We start from the raw sequence: 24,835 nt of genomic DNA, 5'->3' as shown, positions 1-24,835 counted from the left end.
ATGACCAGGCCAAACTCGTACACCACTTCCGTGGACGCAACCCATCACGGGCACGGATATCGGGTCGAGCATCGCGCGCGGCCGTGCCTGAAGAGGGGCCTGGATGGCGCCGAGGCGTTGCGCTCTTGTTGTGAACGCATGTTCATGCTACTGTCGTGGACAGTTGTTCACGATGGCGTGAACGCTTCGAGCAACCGCCTCAATGCCTAGGCGGGCCTGCGCATCCGCAACAGCCGACGCACCTCGTCGCGGCACGCCCTCGCGTCCTGAGTGATCTGCCAGGCCCACCGGCCGAGGATGCCGCGTCCAGCACCCGATTCCCGTTGGAGGCCACATGACCACTGATCGCAAAAGCCCCACCGTCTCCACGTCCAGGACGAACGTGCAGGTGCTGGCGTGGTGCAGCGCCAACGCGCTGATCACCACCGTTCATCACGTGTACGGCGCCGTCATCTACGGCACCCCTGGGCGTTATCACGCCGTCCTCGCCGCCGCGCTGCTGCTGGCTCTGGACGTGGCCGCATACGCTTGGGCCCGGCGCCCGGCCGGCGATGATGCTGTCGCCCGGGTGGCTTGGTGGATCCACTGGTCGGTGTCCCTGGTCGGTTTCGTGCTTTCGTTCGGGCTCTTCGAGGGCCTGTACACCCACGTGCTCTCCCCGCTCCTCCAAGGGGGCTACGTGACGCCTGGGCAGCCGTTCGACCTGCTCTTCCAGGCCACCGGTGTGCTGCACGTCCTCCCCGCCGCCGTGACGGCGCTGCTGCTCGTGCGCCTGTTGCGCGAGCGTGGCCAGGCGGTGACCTCGTGAGCAACGGCACCAGAGCATGGCGGCATGCGCACCGGATCGCGGGCAGGCCGTTGATGGCAGCGCCCAGCCCGCAAGGCCACGTCGGGAGCCTGTGGTCCCGGACCTTTCACGAACGAGCCAGGACGAGACCCGTATGAAGGTCATAGTCCTGGGCGGCTACGGTGCCGTCGGCTCCCAAGCGGTCGCTTATCTCCGGGAGATGGCTGCGCACGTCCTGGCCGCAGGACGTGATCCGAAGCGCGCCGATCTGCTGATTGACGCCGGTCATCCCCACGGCCTCGATCGCGTGTTGAAGGACGTGGACGTGGTGCTCAACTGCGCCGGCACAGAAGATGCCGCCCTGGCGGACCAGGTCACCCGCCATGGCGCGGCTTTCGTGGACATCACGGCGAGCGTGGAATACACATCCGCCGTCGAACGCCTCAAGCCGTCCGCCCCCATCCTGCTCAGCGTGGGCTTGGCCCCAGGTTTGACCAACCTGCTCGCTGCCGCTGTCCAGCACGAAGCGCCGGCCCAGCCCATCGACATCGCTTTGTTGCTCGGCGCCGGTGAGCGCTACGGCAAGGCTTCCACCGCCTGGGCGTACCAGTTGCTCGGTCAGGACTTCGCCGATCCGGCGACGGGCGAAAGGGTCCGCAACTACAGCCGTCCCCGGCGCTTCCACCTGCCCGTGTACGGGGTGCGCCGGCTGCTTCGGGTCGACTACAGCGACCAGCACGTCCTCCACCGCGACCTCGGCGTGCCCGTCCGTACGTACTTCGGGCTCACGTCCCGTCTGGCGACCGCCGCCCTGGCCGCCCTGACGCGTCTTCCCGCGGCCGCTCACGCGGCGCCTTCCTGGCACCTCCCAGGCGATCAACGATGGTTGGCCCTGGCGCGCAGCGCCGACGGCCGCACCCATACGCTCGGCGGCCGGGTACAGGCGCATGCCACCGCCGCGATAGCGGCCATCGCCGCTCTGAAGGCCGCCCACCTACCGCGCGGGGTCCATCACCTCCACCACGTACTGGATCTATCGGACCTCGCAGCTCTGCCGATCAGGCTCCATCCCTGGTATCCGCCGACCCCCGAGCCCAACCACTGAAGCCCACTACAGAACAGGTACGGTCATGCCTCTTATCACGGTCACCCGGTTCCAGATCGATCCCGCCGACGCCGAACAGTTGCGGGCCCGGCACGCCGCCCTCGTCGCCGCGACCAGAGCCGCAGCGCCAGGGCTGGAGGAGGCGTGGCTGGGCAGAGTCGACGATGAGCACTGGGCCGGCATCTGGCGCTGGGACTCGGCCGCCAGCCTGGCGACGGCCCGGCAGGCAGCGGCCGGCAGCCCTGAAGCCGCCGCCGCCTTCGCGCTGACCCGGGAGGCCGGCGCAGAAGACTTCGAGATCCTCGACGAGCACTGACGATCCGCAGCCGACGCCGGCCATGTCACCTCAGGGGACCCCATAGTCCCAATGGGACGCGGCAGGCGACAGCGGCCACCCAGAGCATCCGGTGACGCTGCGGGAAGCGCGGAAGGGAATCCAGCAGGTCGTGCAAGTCCGCGGGCGCATGAATCCGGCGTCACCGAGAACGGCTCGCTGAGGGTACCGCCTTCGCGGTGAAGAAGCTTTCCGCGTGGGCAAACCTCCGAAGCAGGGCGAGAATCAGGGCTTCACGGAGACCTGCCAGCGGCTGGCGGGCCAGGCTGGAGGCCGCGCTGAAGCCGTACGAGAGCTCCGCGGGCGTGCTGCTGCCGGGTGCGCAGTGGCTGGTCACCGCGCACGCGCCGGGCTCGCTCGGGAAACGCCGCCAGCTATCATGAACAATCGTTCATGGTAGGCTTCGGGGTCCCGATGCAGTCGCGACACTGGAGGGGTCATAGCACCGGCCCGACGTGGGGCCGCCGCGACGGCGGCGCTGCACGCTTCGATGATCGACCACGCCGCCCGGCTCGTCCGTCGTGACGGGGCCGACGCGCTCACCATGCGGGCGCTGGCCCAGGAGGCGGGATGCTCCCTCGGCATGCTGTACAAGATCTTCGACAGCCGGGAAGCGCTCGTTCTCGCGGTCGTGGACCGGCAGTTCCGGGACCTCACGGCAAGCCTGGAGGAGATCGTGGCGCGGGCCGGCACGGGCACCGTGGCGGAAAACCTGGGACGGTTCGCCGAGGTGCTGCTGGGCCCGGCCGCCGAAGTGATCAAGCTGGCCGCCGGGGTGCCCGTACAGGAACGGGGCTTCCACGACTCGGCCATGGGCAGCGGGTTCGTCGACGCCCTGCCGACCACCGTCACCCGCTACATCGCCGCCGAGAAGCGCCTGGACAGGATCGGGGCTCGGGTGGACGAGCACGCGATCGGGTTCCTGGTGACCGGAGCGGTGCACAACCTGCTCGTCTCCGGCGAGGCGTATCCCCGGCCGTCGCTGTCCGAGGTGCGGCAGTTGCTGGGCGCACTCGCCGAGCTCCTGGTGGACGGGTCCTGAGCCCGGCGAGGCCATAGCCCGTCCCATGGCCGGACTCAGGCATGCCGGCGGCTTCGGTAGGCGGCGGTCTTGGCGCGTGCCGTGCACGCGCTACTGCAGTAGCGCCGCGATCCGTTGCGGGTGAGGTCGATATAGACGGCGTCACACCGGTGAGCTGCGCATTGCCCGAACCGGTCCGGACCGTAGCCGTCCACGATCAGGGCCAGCGCGGTGGCGAACTCGCCTCCCAACGCTTCCACGGCGGTGCCGCCCGCCCCGTGGAAATGCAGGTGGAACGGCTGGCCGGCATCCTCGACCAGGTACGGTTGGGCGCCGTACCTACGAATCATGGCGTTGATGAGCGCCGCCTGATCCGCGGCTTGATCGGCCACCAGCACCTCGCGTAGTTCCCTGGCGAGTTCCCCGAGACGGACATCCGCGTCGAGATCGTCCAGCACCGCTTTCCGGGTGCGCTCGCCGACCATGGCGGCGAATGCCCTCACCAGCTCATCGCCCTCCAGGCATGGCGTCTCGGTACCGCCCCGCCAGGGGGAGGTGGCCACATTGACCAGCTCGGCGATCACCGGAGCATGACGTACGACGTTACAGGCTATTTCCACTTGACCAGTAACCACCCCTCATGGTTCGTTATGTGCTAAACACGTTTTGATGGTAACGGAGCCTTCGTGGTCACCTCCTACCGCCGCCTCCTGTCCCACTCAGGTGTGCCCTACCTGCTTGTCGTCGCGCTGACGGTCAAGCTGAGCACGCCGGTGCTCAGTCTCGCGCTGCTCCTGGCAGCCCTTGATCGACTCGGCTCATACACGGCAGCCGGGTTCGTCCTCACCGGACATGCCCTGGCGCTCGCCATGTCCGCGCCGCTCGGCGGCCGGCTCGTTGACCGCTACGGCAGGCGCAGGGTCCTCACGGTCTACCTCGCTGCCCACGCGGTGTCCTACGGTCTTCTGCTGGTGGCCCACCAAGCCGGGTCCGCCGCGATGGTCGGCACGGCGGTCCTCCTGGGCGCGACCACCCCGCCCGTCACGGCCGTCGTCAGGGGCCTCTGGCCGGAGGTCGTCCCGCCTGACGCGGTGCAGGCCGCCTATGCGGTGGACAACGCCGTCAACGAGGTGATGTTCATCGTCGGCCCGTTGCTCGTCCCACTGCTGATGCTGCGTATGCCAGCGTCCGGCGTGGTGGCCGCAGCGGGTGCCTTCCTGCTGGTCGGGACCGCATTTCTACTCCTGTTCCCAGCTGTACGCGCATCGGTGTCCGCACGGTCCGCATCTGCCTCGTCGCCCCAGATCCCCGGACGCCGGCTGAGTCGCCTGGCCGGACCGCTCGCCCACCGCCCGACTCTGGTGCTGCTGGTTCTGGCCGCTTTCGGCACCTTCTCCTTCGGCAGCCTGCGCATCGCCACGGTGGCCGCGGCCACGGCGTTGAACTCGCCGTCCGCGGCCGGCGTGCTGATGGGGCTGCTGTCGGTCGGTGCGCTCATCGGCGCGCTGGGCTACGGGGCCCGTGACTGGGGCGTCCCGGCCAAGCTGCTCCTCATCGGGCTGTCTCTGGCCGACAGCGCGAGCATGCTGGCCGGAGCCCATGTCTCGGGGTTCCTCGCCCTCGCCGTGCTGATCACTGCGATCGGGCTCCTGACGGGACCGCGAGACGCGGTACATCCCGCCCTGCTCGCGGAGCACACCCCTGCTCGATACCGGACGGAGGTCTTCGCATGGCTGAACACCTTCATGTGGACCGGGTACGGCCTGGGCACCGCCGTCGCCGGCCGCTTGACCGGCCCCGACAACAACGCAGGCCCCGCATTCCTCACCGCGGCGGTGGTCTCCATGCTGGCCGCGCTCGTGGCGGGCCTCGCCTATCGCCCTACGACTCGCCCTACGACGGCCGCTTCGACGCCACCTGACGACCACGACGACCCGGATCGTGCCCGGGCGAACCGATCTGCATGACGACGTCATTCATGACACGCGTCCATCCAGAGATTTGAAACGCAGGTCCCGTGCATACCGTGATCCGTACCAGTCACCTTCCAGAGGCGGACCGATTCGAGTACTGGACCGAATCGGTCTCCCGGGTTCTCATGCCGGCGAATCTGTACACCCGCGATCCCGCGAGGTTCCGGGGCTCCATGCATCTGCTCGACCTCGGTCCTGTGCAGATCAGCCGCGTGACTTGTTCATCTGTCCACACGCGAAGAACGGACAAGCTCATCCGCCGGTCGGATCCGGAGGTGATCCTGGTCACTAAGTCGGTGCAGAGTACGCGTGGACATGTGGTGAGCCGACGTCCGTGGCCGGGACGATCGCCGGGAAGGCGCGTGAACCCGTGAACCTGACCCATCTGAGGCGGGGGTGGCAGTTCGCCGGGGAGTGCCTGCTTCCCGTTGCGGTGGCCGTTCCGCTGGTGGCCGACCTGTTCTGTGCGCCCGGTTGGGACGCTCTCGACCTCGCCGCCGTCGTAGTCGGTTCGCTCGCGCTCGTGGCCTGGCGCCGGGCTCCCCTGGTGCCGCTACTCGTCACCACCGCCTGCATGCTGGCGCACGTGCTCCATGCCCCAGCCGGTCTGTCGGCCGCTCTCCCGGTTCTGGTGTCAGTGTTCGCCGCGGCACGGGCCGGACATCAGCTGCTCGCCGCGCTGGCCGGCGTGGTCTTCCTCGGCGCCGGCCCGGCGATGAGCCCGGCCGCCGTCTCCGGCCACCCCGGCCACGAGTTCGTCGGAAGCACGGGCCTGCTGCTCGGCTGGTTCATCGCCGCCGGGCTGGTCGGCGTGGTGATCCGGCTCCGGCAACCGTGCCTGCGGAAGGCGGAACAAGACCCGGTCGACGCCGAGCGCGCACGCGAGGAGGGCGCCAGGTGGCGGGCGGATCACGAGCGGCTGCGTATCGCCCGGGAACTGCACCACTCTCTTACCCAGAGCATTTCGGTCATCAAGGTCCAGGCCGGGGTGGCGGTCCATCTGGCCCGCAAGCGTGGCGAAGAGGTCCCGGCGGCCCTCCTGGCCATTCAGGAGGCCAGCGGTGACGCCATGCGCGAACTGGGCGCCACCCAGCACGTACTGCACGACCCTCGTTGAGAGGCGGAGGCAAGCCCGCACGGCCGGCCCTCCGTGCCGTCCTATGACTGGTCCGACCGGGAGCTCGTCGCCTCATGGCGACGCCAGGACGCGGCCAGTGGCAGCGCGGCGACCGTTCCGGCGAGCCCGTACACGGCGATCGCGACCGGCGGGTCGAGCAGGTCAGCCAGCGGGCCGCTGAACAGTACACCGGTCCCCTGAGCCGCGACGAGTGCCGCGCCCGCGAAACCGACCACCTGGCCGCGCCGCTCCGGCGGCACGGCCCGCACGAACGCCGCGTTGGCGATCACCTGGTACGCGGACAGAACGCCGGTGAGCGCCCAGGCGATCGCGGTGACGGCCACCCCCGGCGCGAACGCGCTCACCACCAACGGCAGACAAGCCGGCGCTGCCAGCGTCGCCAGCCTGGCCGTTCCCGCTGACAGCCGGTTGACCAGGTACATTCCCAGCAGGCTGCCCGCAGGGATGGAACACAGCAGCACCCCCGCCGCTACCGTTCCGCCACCCACGGCATCCGCGTAGGGCACGACCAGCGCCTCCGGTGCGATCGAGAACGCGGCCAGGAGGGCGAACGCCAGCAACGCACGCAGCCTGCGGTCACTGGTGATCGTCCGGATGCCGCCCGACATGTACCTCAGCGACATGACGCGCCCCGTACGCCAGGCGGGCCGCTCTCGCACCCTCATCATCACGACCAGCGTGGACAGGGCGAAGGACAGAGAGTTCAGCAGCAGTGCCGGTCGGGCCCCGATCGCCGCGACCACCAGCCCGGACAGGCCGAACCCGGCGATCGCGGCGACCTGTGAGGTGAACTGGTGGAGCGTGACGCCCGTCGTGTACAGGCGCTCGCCCAGCACATCGGGCGTGGTGGCGATCCGCGCGGCTTTCTCCGGCGCGTCGATGAGCTGCACCGCGAACAGCAACACGCAGACGACGGCGAAGTGCAGTCCCGGCGCCGCCATGGCGGCCATCAACAGGGCCCGGATCGTATCGCAGAAGATCATCACTCGCCGGCGCGGACAGCGGTCGGCGAGACCACCCAGCAACGGCCCGCCGACCAACGAGGGCACGAACGTCAGTGCGTAGGTGATGGTCGTGACCGCCGCGGACCGGGTGAGATCGTAGGCCAGCACGGCCAGTGCCACCCGCGCGAGCTGGTCACCCGCCCGCGAGACCAGCCCGGACAGCCACAACGCCCGGTATTCGCGGACCTCCAGCACCTCACGGAACCGCGGCCGGTTGTCCGCCGACGTCATTGCGTCAAACCCTTTCAACGCGACAGCCGGGCGGCACCACGCGCGCGGCCCCGCCCGGCCTGAACCGATGTCACACCGATGAGAACCTCAGGTCCAGTCGAAGCCGGGCGCGTTCCACTCATTGCTCTTGCGCATGTCGTTCCCTCCCTTCCATCCGATCTGCAGACTCGCACCAACGTGCGGCCTACCGACGGCGCAGGCGACCAAGCCGCCGCGCTACAACAGACGCTCCCGCAGCAGCCTGGCCCGCGCATTAGTGCGAAGCGTCGAATGGTTGTCGATGCGCGTCAGTCCGCATGCCGAAGTCACGTCGCGTCCGATGGCGTACGAAAGCCCGGCAATCCTCCCGGCCGCGTCGGCCGACCTGCCGTCCACGGCGCGGCGAAAGAGCAAACGCTGGAAATCAATGGCGACGGATTTGTGGCCGCGCCATGATGTCCCGATGCACAAGGCGACCGCTTACCATGACGCACTCGGCGATCACTTCGCCGAACACGCAGAGACGAGCCCCTACAACGCCTACACCGACAGACCCGCAATGCTCGAACTCGCGGGCGATGTTGCCGGGGCCAGAATCCTGGATGTCGGCTGTGGGGCAGGCCACTATGCGGCTGAACTCTCGGCCCGCGGTGCTCAGGTGGTCGGAATCGAGGGCAGCGCCACTTTGTTGCGCCACGCACGAGCACGCGTGAACGGCCAGGCGGAACTGCTTCTCCACGATCTCGAAGAGCCGCTTGATTTCGCCGCTGACACGTCGTTCGACGGGGTGGTCTGCGCCCTCGTGTACGAGCACGTCAGGAACCGTGCGCAACTGCTGGGTGAACTGCGCCGCGTCCTGCGACCAGGTGGATGGCTCCTGGTGTCGACCACCCATCCCACAGCCGACTGGCGTCACTTCGGAGGCTCGTACTTCAGCCACGACTGGAGAGACCTGCCCCTCGGAGACACCGAGCTCTCGATCCACTACCAGCGCCTGCCATTGGAGACCTTCCTGGGCGAGCTCCTGGCCGCAGGGTTCGTGCTGGAGCAGCTGATCGAACCGCGCCCCACGGACGGCCTACGGGAGATCGACGAAGCCGCCTACGACAAGCTTCACCAGGTCCCATCCTTCCTCGCGGTAAAGCTGAGGTGTCCTTGATCCCAACCGGCTGGCGACAGCCGTTACGCGGGTCATGTGGGCATCGGCACGTATGTCCTCGGGCCCCTGCTCATCTCCTCGTCCAGGCGAACGCCGCTTTCCAACTCGATCACCGCAAGACACGTGCCCAGCACCGATACCTCGGGGTTGTCCGACCATGTGTCGTAGACGGCAGCGAACTTGTCCGCGTAGGGTGCCAGCGGCCCGATCTGTTCGGTCCAGGGAATGAAGGGCAACCAATCAGGTTCGGGAAATTGAAGCTGCCCGCTGCTCTCTCCATAGGAGGCGTACAGGGTGGTGTTGCCCTCGATGTCGTCACTCAGATACCAGTGCCGGAGTCCTTGGCCCCCGAGTCGATCCGTCAGCTCCCTGCCGTCGGGATAAGGGTTGTTCGACCGCCGGCGCACCGCGTCTTCGACCGTCATCACGCCGTGGTCGGGAAGCGTCACCGTGCACGCCATCCCTTCCCACGGCATCCGGCGAACCAGCTCGGCGTAACGCTCGGCGATCTCACTGAACACAGGACAACCAGCTTTCTCGGACGGATCGACGCCGACAATCCAAAGCACTGCCTCGGTTGGGTGTAGCGGGGTCAACGACGAAGTAGCTCCGTGAGTGGCCCGTGCACATCCGCGGGGTACAGGTTCAGCTGCTCGAACTCGGCGGCCGTCGCCCATCTGAGCTCGAAGCTGTTGTCCGGTCCGTGTTCCCTGGCCTCCTCGCCGGAGAGCAAGGGGGTGCCGTTGACGTCACGCATGAGGAAGTAGAAGGCCGGCCGGCCATTGTGCGAGCCGGAAAAGAGCAGCCGGTCGATCGTCCCGGTGAGAGTCGTCTCCTCGTGGAGTTCGCGCACTGCCGCGTTCTCCGGCGACTCGCCGTCCTCCACATGCCCTCCGGGAAGAAGCGTGTAGTGGTGCCCGGGACACCTCTCCCCCTGCCGGCCCGCGCCGACGCACATGTGGCAGGTGACGCCGGGGGCGCGCCGGAGGAACCGCTTGATGACCAGGACTCGGGTGCCGTCGACGACCACGGCGACCGCTCTGGGGATCGGCATGAAGCGGATCATACGATGCGGTCCGACGGAGTTCGACGAGTTGCGCCGGGCCGCCGATCAAAGGCTGCGTGCGGTGGCTCGTCTACGCCGCTTCGAACCATCGGCAGCGCCTTCCCGCCTTACATCGAGGAGCTTTGGCGCTCGCGGAACGACGCACCGGCGCTTGACGGCCAGCGGGTGGCGGTGAAGACGGCCGAGGCCGCGCACTCCTGACGATATCCTGATCCTCAGGATATCGTGGAGGCGTGAATATAACGGAGCCCATGTTCCTGGCGCTCACCGCACTGGTGGGCGAGCCGCGTCACGGCTACGGCATCGTCCAGGAGGTCGATCGGCTGTCCGTAGGGCGCGTCCAGCTCAAGATCGGCACTCTGTACGGCGTGCTCGACAAGCTCTCGGCCGAGGGCCTGATCGCGCTCGACCGCGAAGAGGCACAGCAGGGACGGCTGCGGCGCTACTACCGACTCACCGACGAGGGCGCCGAGGCCCTGCGCGTGGAGGCCGCCCGCATGGAGGAGACCGCGCGCGTCGCCACGACCCTGCTCCGCGCACGGATGGCCGGAGGCGCCGCATGACCCTGCTCGAACAGCGTTACCGCTCGGTGCTCCGCCTGCTGCCCGCCTCCTACCGCGCCGAGCGCGAGGAGGAGATGGTGGACGCGTTCATGGAGATGTACGGCGACGCGCCCGACGAGACCAACCCCCGGCCGCCCTGGGGTGAGATCGCCAGCGTGCTGGCCCTGTCCGTACGGATCCGGCTCGGCGCCGCGGGCTCGGCGCCCCGCTTCCTCGTCTGGGGCGAGACCGTACGACTCGTGGCCCTGATCGGGCTGGCCTTCCAGGCGGCCGTCGCCCTCTCGGGCGTGGGTGACCTGCTGCGCGGGGTGAGCGCGGACAGCGAATCCGACTACTTCGGCGCTCCCGGCTCGCCGGAGCGGCTGCTCGCGATCGTGGTGACGATCATCGGTGCCTGCACCGCCGTCGCGTTCACGGCGATCATGCGCGGCCGCCCGCGCGCGGCGAAGCCGGCGGCGCTGCTGGGACTCCTGCCTGCGGTCTACGTCCTCGTCAAACACGTGGTCGCGGGCGAGGTCATCCTGCCGCTGGAAAACTCGGCCCAGCTCGCGTCGGCCGCGGTGCCGGTGATCGCGCTCTTCGCCGGGTTCCACGCCGACGTGTCTCCGGTCCGGCGGTCATGGTGGCTCGCGCTGCTGCCGGTGGGTGGCGCGCTCGCCCTGCAGGGGTGGGCGCAGGTCAGCCTGGCCTGGGGTCAGGTCGACTCGCCCTGGATGTACCTGTGGATGGATCCCGCCGGGGCGGGGATAGCGGTGTTCGCCGTGATCGGGGTGTTCGTCCTGGCTCGAAGGCGCTCGTCGTCGTGGCCGCTCGCGCTGTCGATCTATGGCCTGCTCCTGCTGCTGCCGCGGCTGTCGCTGCTCGCCTACGCCCACGAAGGCGAGGTCGGCAGGATCCTGTGGGTGACGGTGTGCGGGCAGTGCGCGCTGCTCGGGGTGCTGTCCACGGCGCTGGCCTTCGCGGGGCTGCGGGCGCTGCCGCCGGCACGGCCCGCGCTCGGCGACGGCCTCGTACGTCCCTGAACCCGTCCTGAACACGCAACCGTCGCCGAGCTCACTCCCCCAGGCCGTGACGGTAGGCGTAGGTGACGGCCTGGGCGCGGTCTCGTAGGCCCGCCTTGGCGAACAGGTTGTTGATGTGGGTCTTGACGGTTCCCGCCGAGATGAACAGCTCAGCGGCGATCTCCGCGTTCGACCGGCCCGCCGCGATCAGCCGCAGCACCTCGCCCTCGCGCGCGGTCAGCCCGTCGGGGAGGTCGCTGGGCCGGTGGGGCCGCCGGGCGACCTCCTCGGCCAGCCGCCACTGCACCTCGGGATCGAAGTGCGCCTGCCCGCCGGACACGGTGGCGATGGCCCTGGCCAGCGTCTCGGGGTCGGTGTCCTTGGTCAGGTAGCCGCGGGCGCCGGCCCGCAGCGCCGCGAACACCGATTCGTCGTCGGAGTAGGTCGTCAGCACCACCACCTGAACGCCGGGATGGGCGGCGCGGATCCTGCGGGTCGCCTCCACGCCGTCCATCCTGGGCATCCGCAGGTCCATCAGCACCACGTCGGGGAGCTCGGCGGCGGCCAGCCGTACCGCCTGCTCGCCGTCGGCCGCGGTGCCCGCGACCTCCACGCCGGGCAGCAGCCCGAGCAGCAGCACCAGACCTTCCCTGACCACGGTCTGGTCGTCGGCCACCAGCACCCGTACGGTCACGACGCCGCCTCCGCGGGCAGTCGCAGCAGGACGCGGAAGCCCTCGCCCTCCGGGCCGGTGGTGAGCGACCCGCCGAGCAGTTCGGCGCGTTCCCGCATGCCGACCAGGCCGTAACCGCCGCCGTCCGGCGCCGGCGGGGCCGCGCCGCCGTCGTCGCGGACCTCCAGCTCGCACCAGCCGCGGACGTTGCGCAGGGTGACCGTGACCGCCGCGCCGGGCGCGTGTCTGCGCACGTTGGTGAGCGCCTCCTGCGCCGTACGGGCCACCGCCAGGCGGGCGCCGGCGGGCAGGGCGGAGACGTCGCCGCTGACCTCCACCTCGCACAGCGCGCCGCCCGCCGAACGGTGCTCCGTGGTGAGGCGCTCCAGGAGCTCCAGCAGCCGTACGTCCTGGCCACGCAGCGCGTCCACGGCTCGCTTGGTCTCCTCCAGACCGCTGCGGGCCAGCCGTACGGCACGGCTGACCCGGTCCAGCGCGGTGGCCACGTCGCCGCGCTCCAGCAACAGCCGTGCCCCCTCCAGATGGACGATCTGCGCGGACTGCGCGTGGGCCAGGATGTCGTGGATCTCCCTGGCCAGGTGGGCGCGCTCGGCCTGGGCGGACTCGCGGGCCCGCGACTCGGCCAGCTCCCTGGTCAGCGTGAGCTGGCGCAGCAGGAAGGCCAGGATCACGCTGTAGCAGAGGCCCATCGTGTTCCCGAACGTCTCCGCGACCGGCAGACGGAGCAGAAGAGACACCAGGGCGGTCCCGCCGATGTCAGCGGCCACGAACGCCGCCGCCCACCTCAGCGGCAGCCGGTACGGCGCGGCGAAGACGACCACGTACAGCACCGCGAGACCGCTGTAGGGGGACACGGCGTGCATCGCCAGGCCGCCGGCGAGGGCCGGCAGCAGCAGCCGGCCGGCGCCGGGGAACACCGCACCGCGCACGCCCGTGGCGAAGGTCGTCGCGGAGAGCAGGAGCACCCCGGCCCCGGCCGCCCAGCCGAGCCTCGGCCACGCGTCCGCCACGGCGTACACCGACCCGAACAGCAGGTACGACACCACCAAGGCGCGGAACACCACGCGGACGAGGGGACGACGCAGGAAGGACACACCGGCAACCGTAACCACCGCCCGCGGACGGGACCATCCACCCCACGGTGGAGATCGCCATATCCACCCACGCGGTCATGAATCACCCGCCCGGCGCCGACCATGCTGCACACCATGACAGCGATCACCGTCACCGACCTGAGCAAGTCGTTCGGCGCGGTCCGCGCGGTCGACCAGGTGTCGTTCACCGTCGAACCGGGCGTGGTCACCGCCTTCCTCGGACCCAACGGCGCGGGGAAGACGACCACCCTGCGCATGATCCTCGGGCTGGTCGCCCCCACCTCGGGCACCGCGCTGATCGGGCGCACGCCGTACGACCGGCTGGACAATCCGATCACCAAGGTCGGCGCGGTGCTGGAGGCGACCGCCTTCCACCCCGGCCTGTCCGCCCGCGCTCACCTGGAGGTGCTGCGCACGGCCGCCGGCCTGGACCCGGCCCGCGTGAACCTGGTCCTGGAACAGGTCGAGCTGACCCATGCGGCCGACCGCAGGGTCGGCGGCTTCTCCCTCGGCATGCGCCAGCGCCTGGCGATCGCCGGCGCGCTGCTCGGCGACCCGGAGGTTCTCATCCTCGACGAACCCTCCAACGGGCTGGACCCCCAGGGGATCTCCTGGCTGCGCGGGTTCCTGCGCGCCCACGCGCTCGACGGGCGGGCCGTCCTGGTGTCCACGCACGTGTTGGCCGAGATCGAGCGCATCGCCAACCGCGCTCTGATCATCTCGGGCGGCCGGCTGGTACGGCAGGCGGAGCTCACCCCCGACTCCACCGACCTCGAACACCTCTACCTGGAGGCGACCCGATGATCCGCAACCCGCTGGTCCGCGCCGAGCTGGTCAAGGCGCGCGCGGGGCGTACCGGCCCGGCCCTCGCCGTGATCGCGCCCGTCACCTGCGCCGTGTGGGCGGCGCTGCAGGTCCTGGTCTTCGACGGCCTCAGCGACGCGCCCGAGACCGCGCGGGTGGAGAACGTCTACGCCATGGCCCAGCAGGCGTACGTGTTCACGCTGATCCTCGGGGTGCTCGCGATGACCGGCGAGTACCGGCACCAGACGATCACCTGGACCTTCCTCGTCACTCCGGTCAGGAGCCGCGTGGTGACCGCCAAGCTGGTGGCCTGGGGGCTCGTCGGGCTGGCCATCGCGTGCGTGTCGGCGCTGGCCACGCTGGCGTCGGGGGCGGTGCTGCTCGCCGTACGCGGGCTGCCGGTGCTGACCCCCGGCGTCCCGCTCGTCCTGCTCGGCGCGGTGCTGAGCACGGCTGCGTACGCGCTGCTGGGCGTGGGGCTCGGCGCGCTCATCCGCAACCAGGTGGTGGCACTGGTCGTGGCCCTGCTGTGGTTCATGTACGGGGACTACATGCTCACGTCGGTGGCGCCTGACGTCGGACGCTGGCTGCCCACGGGCGCGGCCCGCGCGCTGAGCGGCATGCACGTGCAGGCCGGCGCGCTCCTGCCGGCCTGGGCCGGGGGGCTGCTGTTCGCCGCGTACGTCGCCGTGGCCGCCCTCGCGGCCCGGCTGGTGACCCTGCGCCGCGACGTCACCTGAGCTTGTCGGACTCCCCTGGAAAGATCGCCTCGATCGTCCATCTTCGGGAGGCGCACGATGGTCATGGTCAAGGCGACCGCCGCCACTTATGAGTGGCTCCACCAGGAGTTCACCGACGGCGTGGGCGACACCTGGCTCTGTGTCTGCTTCGTCCAGGACGTGCCTCCCGATGAGGCTCTGCGACGGATCGGCGTGGTCGCAGGCAGCCCTCTGGAAGGGTTCGGCGTCGCGGCGTACCGTGCCAGAGGCGGGACAGCCCTGGTCGAGTACGGATGGGGCGCCATCGTCCACGACCGGGCCGGGCTCCTCTCCGAGGGCTCGGCAGCCGCGGCCGTGTGCGTGACCATCAAGGGAGCTGACTTCAGCTTCCACCAGAACGGCGATCTGCTCACCACCTTCAGCCTGTACAGCTATCGCTACCGTGAGGGCGCCGAGCCCGACCGTCTTGAGGCTGACGTCACCGACCTGGGGCTGCACGTCGGCGGGGACGAACCGGGATTCGCCGACAATCCCGCCGCCGCGGCGCTCGCCCTCGCGGAGCGAGCCACCGGCGTCCGCTTCTCGCCCGCGGCCTACAGGCGCACCGCGCTGGTCGGCTCGACGGAGCATCTCCACCCCTACGCGTAGGGAGCGGTCAGCCGGAGGGCGGCGGGACCGCGACGAACACCCCTCCGTCCTCCACCTTGACCGGGTACGTGGTGACCGGCAGCGTGTTCGGGGCGACCGGTTTGCCGGTGCGGATGTCGAAGCACGAGCCGTGCAGCCAGCACTCCAGAGTGCCGCCGTCCACCTCGCCCTCGCTCAGGGTGGCGCCCGCGTGCGGGCAGACGTCGTGCAGGGCGAAGACCTCGTCGCCGTCACGCACCAGGGCGAGCGGGGTTCCGGACGTCTCGACGCCGAGCAGGCCGCCCTCGGGGATGTCGGACAGGTGGCAGACGAGTCGGTAGGTCATGGGGACACGGCTCCTTCCTGGCTCACTGGGGCAGGTTGTCGTGGCGGAAGCCGGGCCGCAGGGACGGCAGCAGGGCCGCGAACGTCCGTACGAGCTCCTGCCGGGTGTCGTCCGGCGTGACCTCGCGGTCCACGGACATCCGTTCCAGTGCCCGGTCGCCGCCCACGCCGGCGGCGCGGTAGCGGTCGAGCAGGTGCGGCCGGGCCGCCGGGTCGGCGGCGAGCTCGCGGTGGAACACCACCTCGACGGCCGACTCCTCGCCCATCACGGCGATCTCGGCGCCGGGCCAGGCGAGGACCGCGTCGGCGCCGAGGTTGCGGGAGTTCATCACGATGTACGCCCCGCCGTAGGCCTTGCGCAGGATCACGGTGACGCGCGGCACCGTGGCCTCGGAGAAGGCGAACAGCAGCTTCGCCCCGCGCCTGATGACGCCTTCGGCCTCCTGCCGGCGTCCCGGCAGGAAGCCCGGCGTGTCCACGAGGACGAGCAGCGGGATGCCGAAGGCATCGCACATCCGGACGAACCGTGCGCCCTTCTCAGCCGCGCGGGCATCGATGACGCCGGCCAGCCGGAGGGGCTGGTTGGCGACGACCCCGACCGGGTGACCGGCCAGCCGGGCGAACCCGGTCACCAGGTTCGGGGCGTAGCGCGGCTGGAGTTCGAGGAAGTGGGCGCCGTCGGCCAGCCCCCGGATGACGCCGCGCACGTCGTACGCCTTGCGCCCGTCGCGTGGCACGCCGGGCAGTGCGCCCGGAGGTTCGGGGGCGGCGGGCGGCGGGAGCTCCCAGCACGACCCGGGCAGGAACGACAGGAGCCTCCTGGCCTGGGCCATCGCGTCCGGCACGTCGTCCGCGACCAGGTGGACGACGCCCGATCGGGTGGCGTGCACCTGGGAGCCGCCGAGTTCGGCCGGGGTGACCTGCTCCTTCGTGACGGCCTGGACGACGCGCGGGCCGGTGAGGAACATGGAGGAGCGGTCCTTGGTCATGATCACGACGTCGGTGAGCGCGGGCGAGTAGACGGCGCCCCCGGCGCAGGCGCCGAGCACCACGCTGACCTGCGGGACCCGGCCGGACAACGCGACGTTGAGCCGGAAGACGGCCGCGTAGGCGTCGAGGGCGCCCACGCCCTCCTGGATGCGGGCGCCGCCCGAGCTGATGGCGCCGACCACTGGCATGCGGCCGCGTAGCGCGTGCTCCAGGACCCGGGCCATCTTCTCGCCGTGGATCTCGCCGAGGGTGCCGCCGAGCTGGTGGGGGTTCTGCGCGTACGCGGCGACCGGCCGCCCGTCCAGCCGCCCGAGCCCGGCCAGGATGCCGTCGCCGGCGGGGCGCCGGTGCGACATGCCGAGTGCCGTCTCCCGGTGCCGGCCGTGAGCGCCGAACTCGACGAAGGACCCGGCGTCGAGCAGGCCGTTCACCCAGGCGCGGGCCGGGTCGGCCGCCCCGTTGCCGGCGTGCGCCGAGGGGACGGCGGCGAGTTCGGTGAGCCCGCTCACGCCGCGCCCTCCCCGCTCAGTGAGCGAGCCGGCTCGGCGGCACCGCGCCCGTCCAGGACCGTGCTCAGCCACGACCGTAGCCGGGCCTCCCACTCCGGGAGGCGGTTGAAGCACATGTGGTCGCCGTCCTCCAGGAAGAGCACCGTGAGCCGCTCCCCCAGCGCCTCCCGCAGCCGGCGCGCGTGCGGCCACGGCACCGTCCGGTCGGCGCCGCCGTGGATCTGCAGCACGGGGCAGGAGATGCCGGGCAGGACCTCGTCCACGTGGAACGCGCCGAGCGCGGCCACGGCCCGGCGGCCGGACAGCCCGAGGTTGTACTCCATGGTCTGCGGGATGGGCGGGGGCGCGACGCGGTGGACCTCCAGCAGGTCCATGGGGGCCGAGATGACCGCGCAGGCCGCGACCCGCCGGTCGGCCGCCGCCGCGCGGAGCGCGAAGTAGCCCCCCGCGCTGCCGCCGACCACGGCGATCCGGTCCGCGTCCAGGTCGGGCAGCCGGGTGAGCGCGTCCAGCACCGCGGAGATCACCACCTCGGCGTCGGCCCGCCACGGCACGTCGTGGAAGCGGCGCAGCTCGCCCTGCCCCGGCAGGTCGAGGGCGGCGGCGGCCCAGCCGCGGGCCACGTACGCCTCGGAGATGCGGTGGAACTCCTCCTTCACCCCGTCCACCCCGCCGAGGGTGAGCACGCAGGGAGCGGGCCGCCCGCCGGCGGGCACGCGGAGGGTGACGGGGACGGCGACGCCGTCCACGGGGATCTCCAGCCGCCGGGCGGGCGGGCTCAGCAGGTCGCCGGCCGCCGTCCCGGCCGCCACGAGCCGCCGCCACAGGCGGGCACGTTCCGCGGGCTGAAACTCCATGTACTCGGCGGCGCGGTAGCAGGCCACGGCCCGCTGGAGAGATTCGGCGGCGGTGACGCGGTCGCCGTCCGCGGCGAGCGCGCGGCCCGTCCGCTCGTGCCGCTCGGCGAGCCGTTCCCAGACGGAGCACCACGCGCCGGGCGACCGGATGGCGCGCAGCGCGTCGAGCGCCTCCCCGGGGTCGGCGCCCATGAAGACCAGGCGTGGCAGGAGCGGCTCGCCGCGGCGCAGGCCGAGCAGGGGCAGCGCGCCGCGGACCCGCAGGGCGGCGCGGAACGGCAACGGCGGTCGTCGGGCCCCCATCTCAGGCCGCCTCCTCCCCGGTGAGCTGGGGGACGACCTTCTCCGCGAAGAGCCGCATCGACCGCTCCACCGTCTCGATCGGCTGCCCGAAGTCGAACGTGCCGGCGACCGTGGTGACGTGCAGGTTGTCGATGAGTTCGGCCAGCTTGGCGGCGCAGTCGTCGGGGGCGCCCACGACGATCGTGCCCTTGTCGGCCGCGTCCTCGGGGGTGAAGCCGCCCCAGCGCATGCCGAGGGCGGGGTAGTGGGTGAAGTCGCGGGGCACGCCGTCGCGCTTGAACGAGGCGATGGTCGACGCCCCGGCCGCCCGCGTCTCGGCGACGTAGCGCAGCACATGGGGGGCGGCGGTGTCGAAGGCGGCGTCGAAGGTGTCGTCCACGTGGACGTGCACGTTCATCAGCACCCGGCCGGTCGCGGGGTCGTGGCCGGCCCGTTCCCTGGCGGCGAAGTACAGGCCGATCTTCTCCGCCAGCGAGGCCAGGTCGGGCGAGAGCAGCGGCGCGATCATCAGGTGGTGCGCGTTCTCCCCCGCCCAGGTGAACGTCTCCGGCGTGGTGGCGGCGGCCACCCACACCGGCGGGTGCGGACGTTGCAGGCACCGGGGCTCCACCCGCAGCTCGGGGAAGCGGAAGAACCGGCCCTCGTGGGCGAAGGTCTCCCCTCGCAGGGCCCGGAGCAGGATCTCGCTGTTCTCGGCGAAGCGGGCCCGGCTCTCCTCCATGGGGACGCCGAACCCGTCGTACTCGCACTTCAGGAACGCCCTGCCGAGCCCCAGTTCGAGGCGTCCGCCGCTCACCTGGTCGAGGGTGGCGACCCGCTCGGCGACCGACAGCGGGTGGTGGTAGGGGATCTGGACGACGCCGAGGCCGAGCCGGATGCGCCGGGTCCGGGCGGCGAGCGCGGCCAGCAGGACGTCGGGGGCCGACAGGATCCCGCCGTGCGGCTGGAAGTGGTGCTCGGCCAGCCAGACGCTGTGGAACCCGAGGTCCTCCGCCAGGACGGCGAGCGACTGGACGCGGGCGAGCATCCGGTCGGGCGGACCGTCGGCGCCGGGGTCGAAGGTGGGCAGGTTGAAGCTGCCGAAGGTGAGCGGCAATCGGATCACTCCCGCAGTTCGGCCAGGACTCTGGCGGTTTCGTCGGGGTGGGACTTGGACAGGTGCCTGCAGGCGTTCTTGATGGTCCAGGCGCCGGCGGGGTCCGTGCGCGTCCAGCCGGACAGCGTGGCGAGGACCAGATCGGGGTGCTTCTTGCTGATGTCGCTGAGGGCGTTCGCGGCGGACTTGCGTACGTAGGGGCTCTCGTCGGCCCGGACCAGGCCGAGCAGCCGCAGCGCCTGGTCGGGGTGGTCGGCGAAGTAGGGCCGGCCGGTCCACACGCGGGGCCCCTCGGCCGCCGCCCGGCGGACGTGGGGGTGCGCGTGGGTGAGCCAGGACTCCAGGAGGGGCACGCTCTCCTGCCAGCCCCGCAGCGCGCAGTGCCGGTCGAGCCCCTTGGCCAGCGCCTCCTGCACCCGCCAGTCGGGGTCGTCGGCGCAGGCCGTGGTCATGACCTCCAGGGCCGCCCGCTCCTTCACCGCCACGGCGCCGAGCAGCATGGCGATGCCCATGCGGATCTCGCGCTCGCCGTCGGACGGCGACCGGCTCCAGAGCGCCACGAGGGCGTCGAACAGCTCGCCGGCCCGGTCCTGCCGCTGCCGCCAGAGCCGTTCGGTCCTGCGGCGCAGCTCGGGCACCGATGCGCCGGCCAGCGCGGCGCGCAGCTCCTCCACCAGGTCCGTCATCGCGCGGCCTCCTTCCCCGCCCAGGTCTCGGGCAGGAACGCGGCCAGGACCGCGGTCGCGGCCAGCACCGCGGCCAGGATCCAGTAGCGCGCGCCCAGCCCGGCCCGCTCGGCGAGCAGGCCGCCCGCCGCCGGGCCGAGGATCGGGCCGAGGCCCTGGACGAGCCGGTTGGCGCCCAGCGCCGCGCCCACGCGGCGCGGGTCGGCCTTGAGCACGTCGTCGGTGACCATGGTCGTCGACAGCGAGATGACCGGTCCTTCGGCGAGACCGACGAAGGCGTAGACCAGGGCCACGCTCCACACGGTGACCCCGGCGACCGGCAGGCCGGCCAGGGCCACCGCGACGAGCAGCAGCGCCAGCAGCAGCGGGAGCCGCCGCCCCACCTTGTCGGAGACGGCCCCGGCGAGCACGGTGCCGGCGGAGGCCATCACCTCGTACGGGACGAACACCAGCGCGATCACGAACGGCGAGGCGGCCAGCCCGGCCAGGCTGAACGGGACGAGGAAGGTCGCCGCGACGCCGACGGCGAACGACAGGCCCGCCACGACACCGGACAGCAGCACCACGCGCCGCCGGTACCAGGCGAAGGTCTGGGCGAGCGCGTTCCGCAGCGGCGCCGCGTGCAGCTCCCTGGCCGTCTCCGGCAGCGCGAACCAGGTCAGCGCGCACGCCGCCACGAGCAGCACGGCGTCCGCCATCAGCACCGTCTGCCAGGTGGCGACGGCCAGCGCCAGGCCGCCGGCCACGTAGCCGAGCACGGAGCCGGCCCCGATGGCGCCGGCCAGGATGCCGATGGCCTTGCCCCGCTCCTGCGGCCCGTAGGTGTCGGCGGGGACGGTGAAGGCCGGCGAGGTGAACAGGCCGCGGCCGATGCCGAAGATCACCCAGCCGGCCAGGAACGGCCAGGCCGCCGCCCACAGCGCGGACACCAGCACGCCGAGGGCGCTGAGGGCGAGGCCGGCGACGATGACGGGCCTGCGCCCGCGGCGGTCGGCGGCCACGCCGGCCGGGACGTTGAGCACGGTCATGAGCAGCGACGACACCATCATCACCAGGCCGAGCGCGTCCGGGCCGATCCGGAGGGCGCCGGAGATCGACGGAAGCGCGGGGAAGACCGACATCATGGCGGCCCACTGCACCAGGACGGCGCCGGACAGGACGGCCAGCGCCCGGCCGCGTTCCGTGGTCAGCAGGCCGGCCGGCCTGAGGTCGGCGCCGGGCGCGGCGCCGCGACTTGGTTCAGCTCGTGTCATCGGACCAGTTCCTCGGGTACGGGCGGGGCAGGGTTCAGGATCAGGACCCGCAGCCGCATCCGGAGCCGCAGCCTCCGGAGGCGCCGAGCGGGACCCCCAGGAATTCTGCGATCGTCGCCGCCACAGGTACGGGCTTTTCCATGAACATGAAGTGACCGGTTCCAGGAACCACGTGCAGGCGCGCGTCGGGGATCGTCTCGGCCAGGTAGCGCGCGCTCTCCACGGGCGTGCTGCGGTCCAGCTCGCCGGCCACGACGAGGGTCGGCGCACCGATCTTCTGTACGCGTTCGCGCAGGTCGGGGTGGGTGAGCTGGATGAGGTTGCGGTGCACGGAGAAGGGCACCCATGACCAGCTCGCGATGACCCGGTTCGCCACCTCGGGGTAGCCGTCGAGGAAGAAGAAGGGTCCGGCGCGCTTGTTGGACTCCTCGATGACCTGGCGGTAGGTCTCCTCGGTCACCTCCGGGCGTTTCCACTTCATCTCGTAGTGCGCGGCCGAGCCCATGAGGACGAGGCCGGCGACCCGCTCGGGGTGCTCCAGCGCCAGCACCATGGCGGTGACGGAGCCGAGGGAGTGCCCGACCAGCGTGACCTGATCCCAGCCGAGGTGGTCCAGCACCTCGATCACGTCGGCGGCGCACTGGCCGGCCGACAGCGGGTGGTCCTCCTTGGACGACAGGCCGTGCCCGCGCAGGTCGAGCGCGAGGCAGCGCAGCGCCGGGTCGAGCAGCGAGATCAGCTCGGCGAAGTGGGTGTGGTTGTCGCGGTTGCCGTGCAGGAACACGACGGGCGGCGCGGCGGTCTCCGGCCCCGACACGCGGTAGAAGAGCCGGGCGCCGTCGGACAGCTCCACGGCGTCGCAGGTGGTGGGGAGTTTCCAGGTGGTCGGCATCATGGCCGTGCTCCTCGGTTGGCCACGGACAGGTTCAGGCTGCGCATCTCCCTGACGATCTCCTCGATCTCGGTGACGATCTCCCGGGTGGTGTTGGTGCCGGTGATCGCCCTGCGCAGCCGTCCTTCGGGGGTGAGCAGGACGACGTGCGGGTCGACGTTCGCCGCCAGGCCCAGCTCCTGGGCGAAGGCGCGGTCCCAGTCGACCAGTACGGGCACCTGGTGCTTCTGCTCGGCGATCCGCTCCTTGACGAAGTCGCGGGTGATGAAGTGCGGCAACTGGTCCACCACGGCGACCAGCCGCACGTCGAGCCCCGGGACGCGCTTGAGTATCGCCTCGATGCGGCGTACCGCCTCCTCGCTCTTGTCCTGGCCGGCGATGACCAGCACGTACGGGCTCAGGCCGCCGCCCTCGGGCAGCGCGAAGGGCCGGTCGGTCAGGTCGCTCAGCAGGCCGAGCTGTTCGGTGCAGTCGCGGCCCTCGGAGCCGCCGAGCCGCGGCGAGGCGCCGTGGACGTTGAAGGTGGAGAACCCGATGGCGGCGGTCACCCGGCGGCCGACCTGCCGGGCGATCTCGACGGCGAACTCGGCGTTGTCCACGCCCACGCCCCAGGGCTTGGTCCTGATGCCCGGCTGTTCGTCGAACTCGATGAGGCTGAGCCCGACGCTGATCACCACGGACAGCTTGACGTTCGTCCAGAGGGGCATGAGCTGGGCCATCGCCCACTCCTGGCCGATGCCGCCGGAGGTGATGATCTGCCCGGCGACCTTGCCCTGGAACGCCTTGCCCTTGACGTCGGCGGCGACCTCGTAGTTGTAGTACTGGTACTCCAGGTCGTCCTCGTCGGCCGGCTCGCACCGGTCCAGCCACTGCTTCCAGGTGAAGGGCAGGCCGAGCGCGTAGACCGGGGAGGCGAAGACGAAGGCGTCCGCCCAGCGGACCTCCTTGTACAGCCGGGTGTAGCGGTCGTCGGGGTGCTTGAACAGGTGGCACTGGGTGCGGTTCATGCAGTCGCCGCAGCCGTCGCAGTCCACGATCGGGTAGTCGACCAGGCGGACGAGCCGCGTCTGCGCGCCCACCTCCTCGGCGCCCTTGAGCGCCTCCCTGCACAGGAACTCGCTGGCGCTCTTGGCGGTCGTCTTCGGCGAGCCGCAGATCCCGAGCACGTTCTTCGACTTCATCGCCGTTCTCCGATCAGTCCCTGATGCGCCTGGGCGCGGCCTGCCCGGCCTTCATGAGCCGCCCGCGGGCGAGCACCTCGCGGGGGATCGCCTCGATCTCGGTGTAGCGGGCGGAGAAGAACTCGCGGCAGACGTTGTTGCCCCAGAAGACGCCGTCCTCGGTGAGGCGGATCTCCTCGTCGGTGACCTCCAGCAGGCCCTGCGCGGCCAGCTTGTCGATCTTCTCGCCGAACACGTCGGTGGGGTCGCAGCCGAACAGGGAGCGGAACCTGCGCCGGGAGACGCTGAACAGCCGCAGGCCCTTGGCCATGGCCCCGCACATCTCCTCCTCGCGGTCGGCGCGGGAGCCGATCAGCACGGGCAGCTCGCCCTGGTCGACGGCGCCCTGGTAGTCGGCCAGGGGGCCCTTGTTGACGTACATGTACTTGCCGAGGTAGCCGAAGGCGGCGGCGCCGACGCCGAGCAGGTCCTGCTGCTCGGAGAAGTAGAGCACGGCGTGCTTGTTGATCTTTCCGGGCAGCGCGAAGTCGTAGACGGAGTACTGCTCGTAGCCGGCCTCGCGCAGCATGCCCGCGGCCAGGCGGTACATCGCGACCTCGTGGTCGTGGTCCCCCGGCGGCCTGAGCCGCTTGGTGTCGATCTTCGAGAACAGCCGGGTGAACGGCGGGATGATGAGGGAGAACAGCGTGACGTGGTCGTAGCGCCAGTCGATGGCCTCCTCGATGTCGGCCCGCCACTCGTCGAGGGTCTGCTCGGGGAGGTTGTAGATCAGGTCGATGCCGACGTTGTCGTAGCCCGCTTCGCGGGCCACCCGGGTCGCCAGGCGGGAGGTGGCCGGGTCCTGCGGGATCTCCAGCATGCCGGCGTAGCGGTCGTTGTAGGTCTGGACGCCGAAGCTGATGCGGTTGCAGCCGGCCTCCCGCGCCGCGGCGAGCTTCTCGCCGGTGAAGTTGGACGGGTTGCCCTCGGCGCTGATCTCCGCCTCGGGGCCGAAGCGCAGCACCGTGCGGCAGTGGGTGATCAGGTCGTGCAGCTGCCCGGCCGACAGGCAGCTCGGCGTGCCGCCGCCGATGGCCAGCGAGCCGAAGGTGAACGACCTGACCAGCGGGCTCTCGGCGTACATGGTGATTTCCCGCTTCAGCCGGACCAGGTAGCTCTCCAGCTTGGCCTCGTCCATGAGCTGCTTGTTGAAGGGGCAGAAGTTGCAGATCTTGTCGCAGAACGGGATGTGGATGTACATGGCCTTCTCGCCGGGCCGGGTCGACGGCGAGTCCAGGTTCATCAGCATCGGCACCTCGCTGACGTCGGGCGGGTCAGCGGGCAGCGGGTAGTGCGAGACGCAGATGCGTTCGCGCTTGTCGTACGGTTTCGTCGCGGTGCTCACGCCGGGCTCCTTCGGGGTGGCGGGCCACTTGGGGGTGACG

General features: G+C 70.9%; 28 protein-coding genes. 13 read left to right on the top strand and 15 right to left on the bottom strand.

Going from position 1 to position 24,835, the window contains the following annotated elements; genetic code table 11:
• Positions 1 to 334: 334 nt before the first annotated feature.
• From AC27IY_RS19910 to AC27IY_RS19895, 4 genes are all read left to right on the top strand, one after another.
• Positions 335 to 808, top strand: a complete 474-nt coding sequence (locus tag AC27IY_RS19910) for a hypothetical protein (protein WP_487178800.1) — start codon at positions 335 to 337, stop codon at positions 806 to 808.
• A gap of 133 nt (positions 809 to 941) precedes the next feature.
• The gene (locus AC27IY_RS19905) at positions 942 to 1,892 is read left to right on the top strand and encodes a saccharopine dehydrogenase family protein (protein ID WP_487178799.1); all 951 of its coding nucleotides are present in this window, start codon (positions 942 to 944) and stop codon (positions 1,890 to 1,892) included.
• A gap of 25 nt (positions 1,893 to 1,917) precedes the next feature.
• Positions 1,918 to 2,208, top strand: a complete 291-nt coding sequence (locus tag AC27IY_RS19900; RefSeq protein WP_423451741.1) for an antibiotic biosynthesis monooxygenase — start codon at positions 1,918 to 1,920, stop codon at positions 2,206 to 2,208.
• A 508-nt stretch (positions 2,209 to 2,716) separates the two neighbouring features.
• Positions 2,717 to 3,268 carry a TetR/AcrR family transcriptional regulator gene (locus AC27IY_RS19895; RefSeq protein ID WP_487178798.1) on the top strand — a complete coding sequence of 184 codons (552 nt, stop codon included), beginning with the start codon at positions 2,717 to 2,719 and terminating at the stop codon, positions 3,266 to 3,268.
• Between the two features lie 35 nt (positions 3,269 to 3,303).
• Here the strand turns inward: AC27IY_RS19895 and AC27IY_RS19890 are convergent, their stop codons facing one another.
• Positions 3,304 to 3,831 carry a CGNR zinc finger domain-containing protein gene (locus AC27IY_RS19890; protein WP_423477245.1) on the bottom strand — a complete coding sequence of 176 codons (528 nt, stop codon included), beginning with the start codon at positions 3,829 to 3,831 and terminating at the stop codon, positions 3,304 to 3,306.
• Positions 3,832 to 3,933: 102 nt separating this feature from the next.
• Here AC27IY_RS19890 and AC27IY_RS19885 point away from each other — a divergent pair, with 102 nt between their 5' ends.
• Genes AC27IY_RS19885 through AC27IY_RS19875 form a run of 3 tightly spaced genes read left to right on the top strand, consistent with a single transcriptional unit; the run spans position 3,934 to position 6,337 of the window.
• Positions 3,934 to 5,214: an MFS transporter gene (locus AC27IY_RS19885; RefSeq protein WP_487178797.1), complete on the top strand. Its 1,281-nt coding sequence runs from the start codon at positions 3,934 to 3,936 to the stop codon at positions 5,212 to 5,214.
• A 50-nt stretch (positions 5,215 to 5,264) separates the two neighbouring features.
• Positions 5,265 to 5,594, top strand: coding sequence for an AraC-like ligand-binding domain-containing protein (locus tag AC27IY_RS19880; protein ID WP_487178796.1), 330 nt, complete (start codon positions 5,265 to 5,267; stop codon positions 5,592 to 5,594).
• Complete coding sequence (locus AC27IY_RS19875) at positions 5,555 to 6,337, top strand: histidine kinase (protein ID WP_487178795.1); 783 nt, start codon at positions 5,555 to 5,557, stop codon at positions 6,335 to 6,337. The genes AC27IY_RS19880 and AC27IY_RS19875 overlap by 40 nt, the downstream gene beginning before the upstream one ends.
• A gap of 41 nt (positions 6,338 to 6,378) precedes the next feature.
• Here the strand turns inward: AC27IY_RS19875 and AC27IY_RS19870 are convergent, their stop codons facing one another.
• Positions 6,379 to 7,593 (bottom strand): MFS transporter, encoded by a 1,215-nt coding sequence (locus tag AC27IY_RS19870; protein WP_487178794.1) that lies wholly within the window; start codon positions 7,591 to 7,593, stop codon positions 6,379 to 6,381.
• A gap of 280 nt (positions 7,594 to 7,873) precedes the next feature.
• On the opposite strand from AC27IY_RS19870, the gene AC27IY_RS19865 reads away from it, so the two are divergent.
• Positions 7,874 to 8,731, top strand: a complete 858-nt coding sequence (locus AC27IY_RS19865; protein ID WP_487178793.1) for a class I SAM-dependent methyltransferase — start codon at positions 7,874 to 7,876, stop codon at positions 8,729 to 8,731.
• A 32-nt stretch (positions 8,732 to 8,763) separates the two neighbouring features.
• On the opposite strand, the gene AC27IY_RS19860 is transcribed toward AC27IY_RS19865, so the two are convergent.
• Both AC27IY_RS19860 and AC27IY_RS19855 read right to left on the bottom strand, forming a co-directional pair.
• Positions 8,764 to 9,252, bottom strand: a complete 489-nt coding sequence (locus AC27IY_RS19860) for a hypothetical protein (protein WP_487178792.1) — start codon at positions 9,250 to 9,252, stop codon at positions 8,764 to 8,766.
• A gap of 71 nt (positions 9,253 to 9,323) precedes the next feature.
• Positions 9,324 to 9,785 carry an NUDIX hydrolase gene (locus tag AC27IY_RS19855; RefSeq protein WP_487178791.1) on the bottom strand — a complete coding sequence of 154 codons (462 nt, stop codon included), beginning with the start codon at positions 9,783 to 9,785 and terminating at the stop codon, positions 9,324 to 9,326.
• A 245-nt stretch (positions 9,786 to 10,030) separates the two neighbouring features.
• On the opposite strand from AC27IY_RS19855, the gene AC27IY_RS19850 reads away from it, so the two are divergent.
• Together AC27IY_RS19850 and AC27IY_RS19845 are read left to right on the top strand one after the other, a co-directional pair.
• Positions 10,031 to 10,360, top strand: a complete 330-nt coding sequence (locus AC27IY_RS19850) for a PadR family transcriptional regulator (protein WP_423451751.1) — start codon at positions 10,031 to 10,033, stop codon at positions 10,358 to 10,360.
• A complete protein-coding gene (locus tag AC27IY_RS19845; protein WP_487178790.1) occupies positions 10,357 to 11,382 on the top strand; it encodes a hypothetical protein in 1,026 nt (341 codons plus the stop codon). The genes AC27IY_RS19850 and AC27IY_RS19845 overlap by 4 nt, the downstream gene beginning before the upstream one ends.
• A 31-nt stretch (positions 11,383 to 11,413) precedes the next feature.
• On the opposite strand, the gene AC27IY_RS19840 is transcribed toward AC27IY_RS19845, so the two are convergent.
• Together AC27IY_RS19840 and AC27IY_RS19835 are read right to left on the bottom strand one after the other, a co-directional pair.
• Positions 11,414 to 12,055, bottom strand: coding sequence for a response regulator (locus AC27IY_RS19840; RefSeq protein ID WP_487178789.1), 642 nt, complete (start codon positions 12,053 to 12,055; stop codon positions 11,414 to 11,416).
• Complete coding sequence (locus AC27IY_RS19835; RefSeq protein WP_487178788.1) at positions 12,052 to 13,149, bottom strand: sensor histidine kinase; 1,098 nt, start codon at positions 13,147 to 13,149, stop codon at positions 12,052 to 12,054. Before AC27IY_RS19835 ends, AC27IY_RS19840 begins: the two co-directional genes overlap by 4 nt.
• 114 nt (positions 13,150 to 13,263) lie before the next feature.
• Between AC27IY_RS19835 and AC27IY_RS19830 the strand changes: the two genes are divergently transcribed.
• The 3 genes from AC27IY_RS19830 to AC27IY_RS19820 are packed head-to-tail and all read left to right on the top strand — an operon-like array spanning position 13,264 to position 15,320.
• A complete protein-coding gene (locus tag AC27IY_RS19830; RefSeq protein ID WP_364463381.1) occupies positions 13,264 to 13,953 on the top strand; it encodes an ABC transporter ATP-binding protein in 690 nt (229 codons plus the stop codon).
• Positions 13,950 to 14,693 carry an ABC transporter permease gene (locus tag AC27IY_RS19825; protein WP_449950111.1) on the top strand — a complete coding sequence of 248 codons (744 nt, stop codon included), beginning with the start codon at positions 13,950 to 13,952 and terminating at the stop codon, positions 14,691 to 14,693. Before AC27IY_RS19830 ends, AC27IY_RS19825 begins: the two co-directional genes overlap by 4 nt.
• Before the next feature lie 57 nt (positions 14,694 to 14,750).
• Positions 14,751 to 15,320, top strand: coding sequence for a DUF6461 domain-containing protein (locus AC27IY_RS19820; protein ID WP_487178787.1), 570 nt, complete (start codon positions 14,751 to 14,753; stop codon positions 15,318 to 15,320).
• A 7-nt stretch (positions 15,321 to 15,327) separates the two neighbouring features.
• Here AC27IY_RS19820 and AC27IY_RS19815 read toward each other — a convergent pair whose 3' ends face one another.
• Genes AC27IY_RS19815 through hemW form a run of 9 tightly spaced genes read right to left on the bottom strand, consistent with a single transcriptional unit; the run spans position 15,328 to position 24,795 of the window.
• Positions 15,328 to 15,645, bottom strand: a complete 318-nt coding sequence (locus tag AC27IY_RS19815; RefSeq protein WP_487178786.1) for a Rieske (2Fe-2S) protein — start codon at positions 15,643 to 15,645, stop codon at positions 15,328 to 15,330.
• A gap of 22 nt (positions 15,646 to 15,667) precedes the next feature.
• Positions 15,668 to 17,143, bottom strand: a complete 1,476-nt coding sequence (locus tag AC27IY_RS19810) for an acyl-CoA carboxylase subunit beta (protein ID WP_423451756.1) — start codon at positions 17,141 to 17,143, stop codon at positions 15,668 to 15,670.
• On the bottom strand, positions 17,140 to 18,303 hold the full coding sequence (locus tag AC27IY_RS19805) for an alpha/beta hydrolase family protein (protein WP_423477260.1): 1,164 nt from the start codon (positions 18,301 to 18,303) through the stop codon (positions 17,140 to 17,142). The genes AC27IY_RS19810 and AC27IY_RS19805 overlap by 4 nt, the downstream gene beginning before the upstream one ends.
• Before the next feature lies 1 nt (position 18,304).
• Positions 18,305 to 19,408, bottom strand: a complete 1,104-nt coding sequence (locus tag AC27IY_RS19800; protein ID WP_371252289.1) for an LLM class flavin-dependent oxidoreductase — start codon at positions 19,406 to 19,408, stop codon at positions 18,305 to 18,307.
• Positions 19,405 to 20,085 (bottom strand): DNA alkylation repair protein, encoded by a 681-nt coding sequence (locus AC27IY_RS19795; RefSeq protein WP_423477261.1) that lies wholly within the window; start codon positions 20,083 to 20,085, stop codon positions 19,405 to 19,407. Before AC27IY_RS19795 ends, AC27IY_RS19800 begins: the two co-directional genes overlap by 4 nt.
• Positions 20,082 to 21,338, bottom strand: a complete 1,257-nt coding sequence (locus AC27IY_RS19790; RefSeq protein ID WP_423477262.1) for an MFS transporter — start codon at positions 21,336 to 21,338, stop codon at positions 20,082 to 20,084. The genes AC27IY_RS19795 and AC27IY_RS19790 overlap by 4 nt, the downstream gene beginning before the upstream one ends.
• Before the next feature lie 40 nt (positions 21,339 to 21,378).
• A complete protein-coding gene (locus AC27IY_RS19785) occupies positions 21,379 to 22,233 on the bottom strand; it encodes an alpha/beta fold hydrolase (RefSeq protein WP_364463354.1) in 855 nt (284 codons plus the stop codon).
• Complete coding sequence (locus AC27IY_RS19780) at positions 22,230 to 23,411, bottom strand: NAD(P)H-dependent oxidoreductase (RefSeq protein ID WP_344213092.1); 1,182 nt, start codon at positions 23,409 to 23,411, stop codon at positions 22,230 to 22,232. The genes AC27IY_RS19785 and AC27IY_RS19780 overlap by 4 nt, the downstream gene beginning before the upstream one ends.
• A 13-nt stretch (positions 23,412 to 23,424) precedes the next feature.
• The gene (gene hemW, locus AC27IY_RS19775) at positions 23,425 to 24,795 is read right to left on the bottom strand and encodes a radical SAM family heme chaperone HemW (protein ID WP_487178785.1); all 1,371 of its coding nucleotides are present in this window, start codon (positions 24,793 to 24,795) and stop codon (positions 23,425 to 23,427) included.
• Between the last annotated feature and the right edge of the window lie 40 nt (positions 24,796 to 24,835).

It is taken from the genome of Nonomuraea sp. B208 (assembly GCF_057536035.1).
Note: the sequence above shows the minus strand (reverse complement) of the source record. Positions and strands in the feature narration are given on the sequence as shown.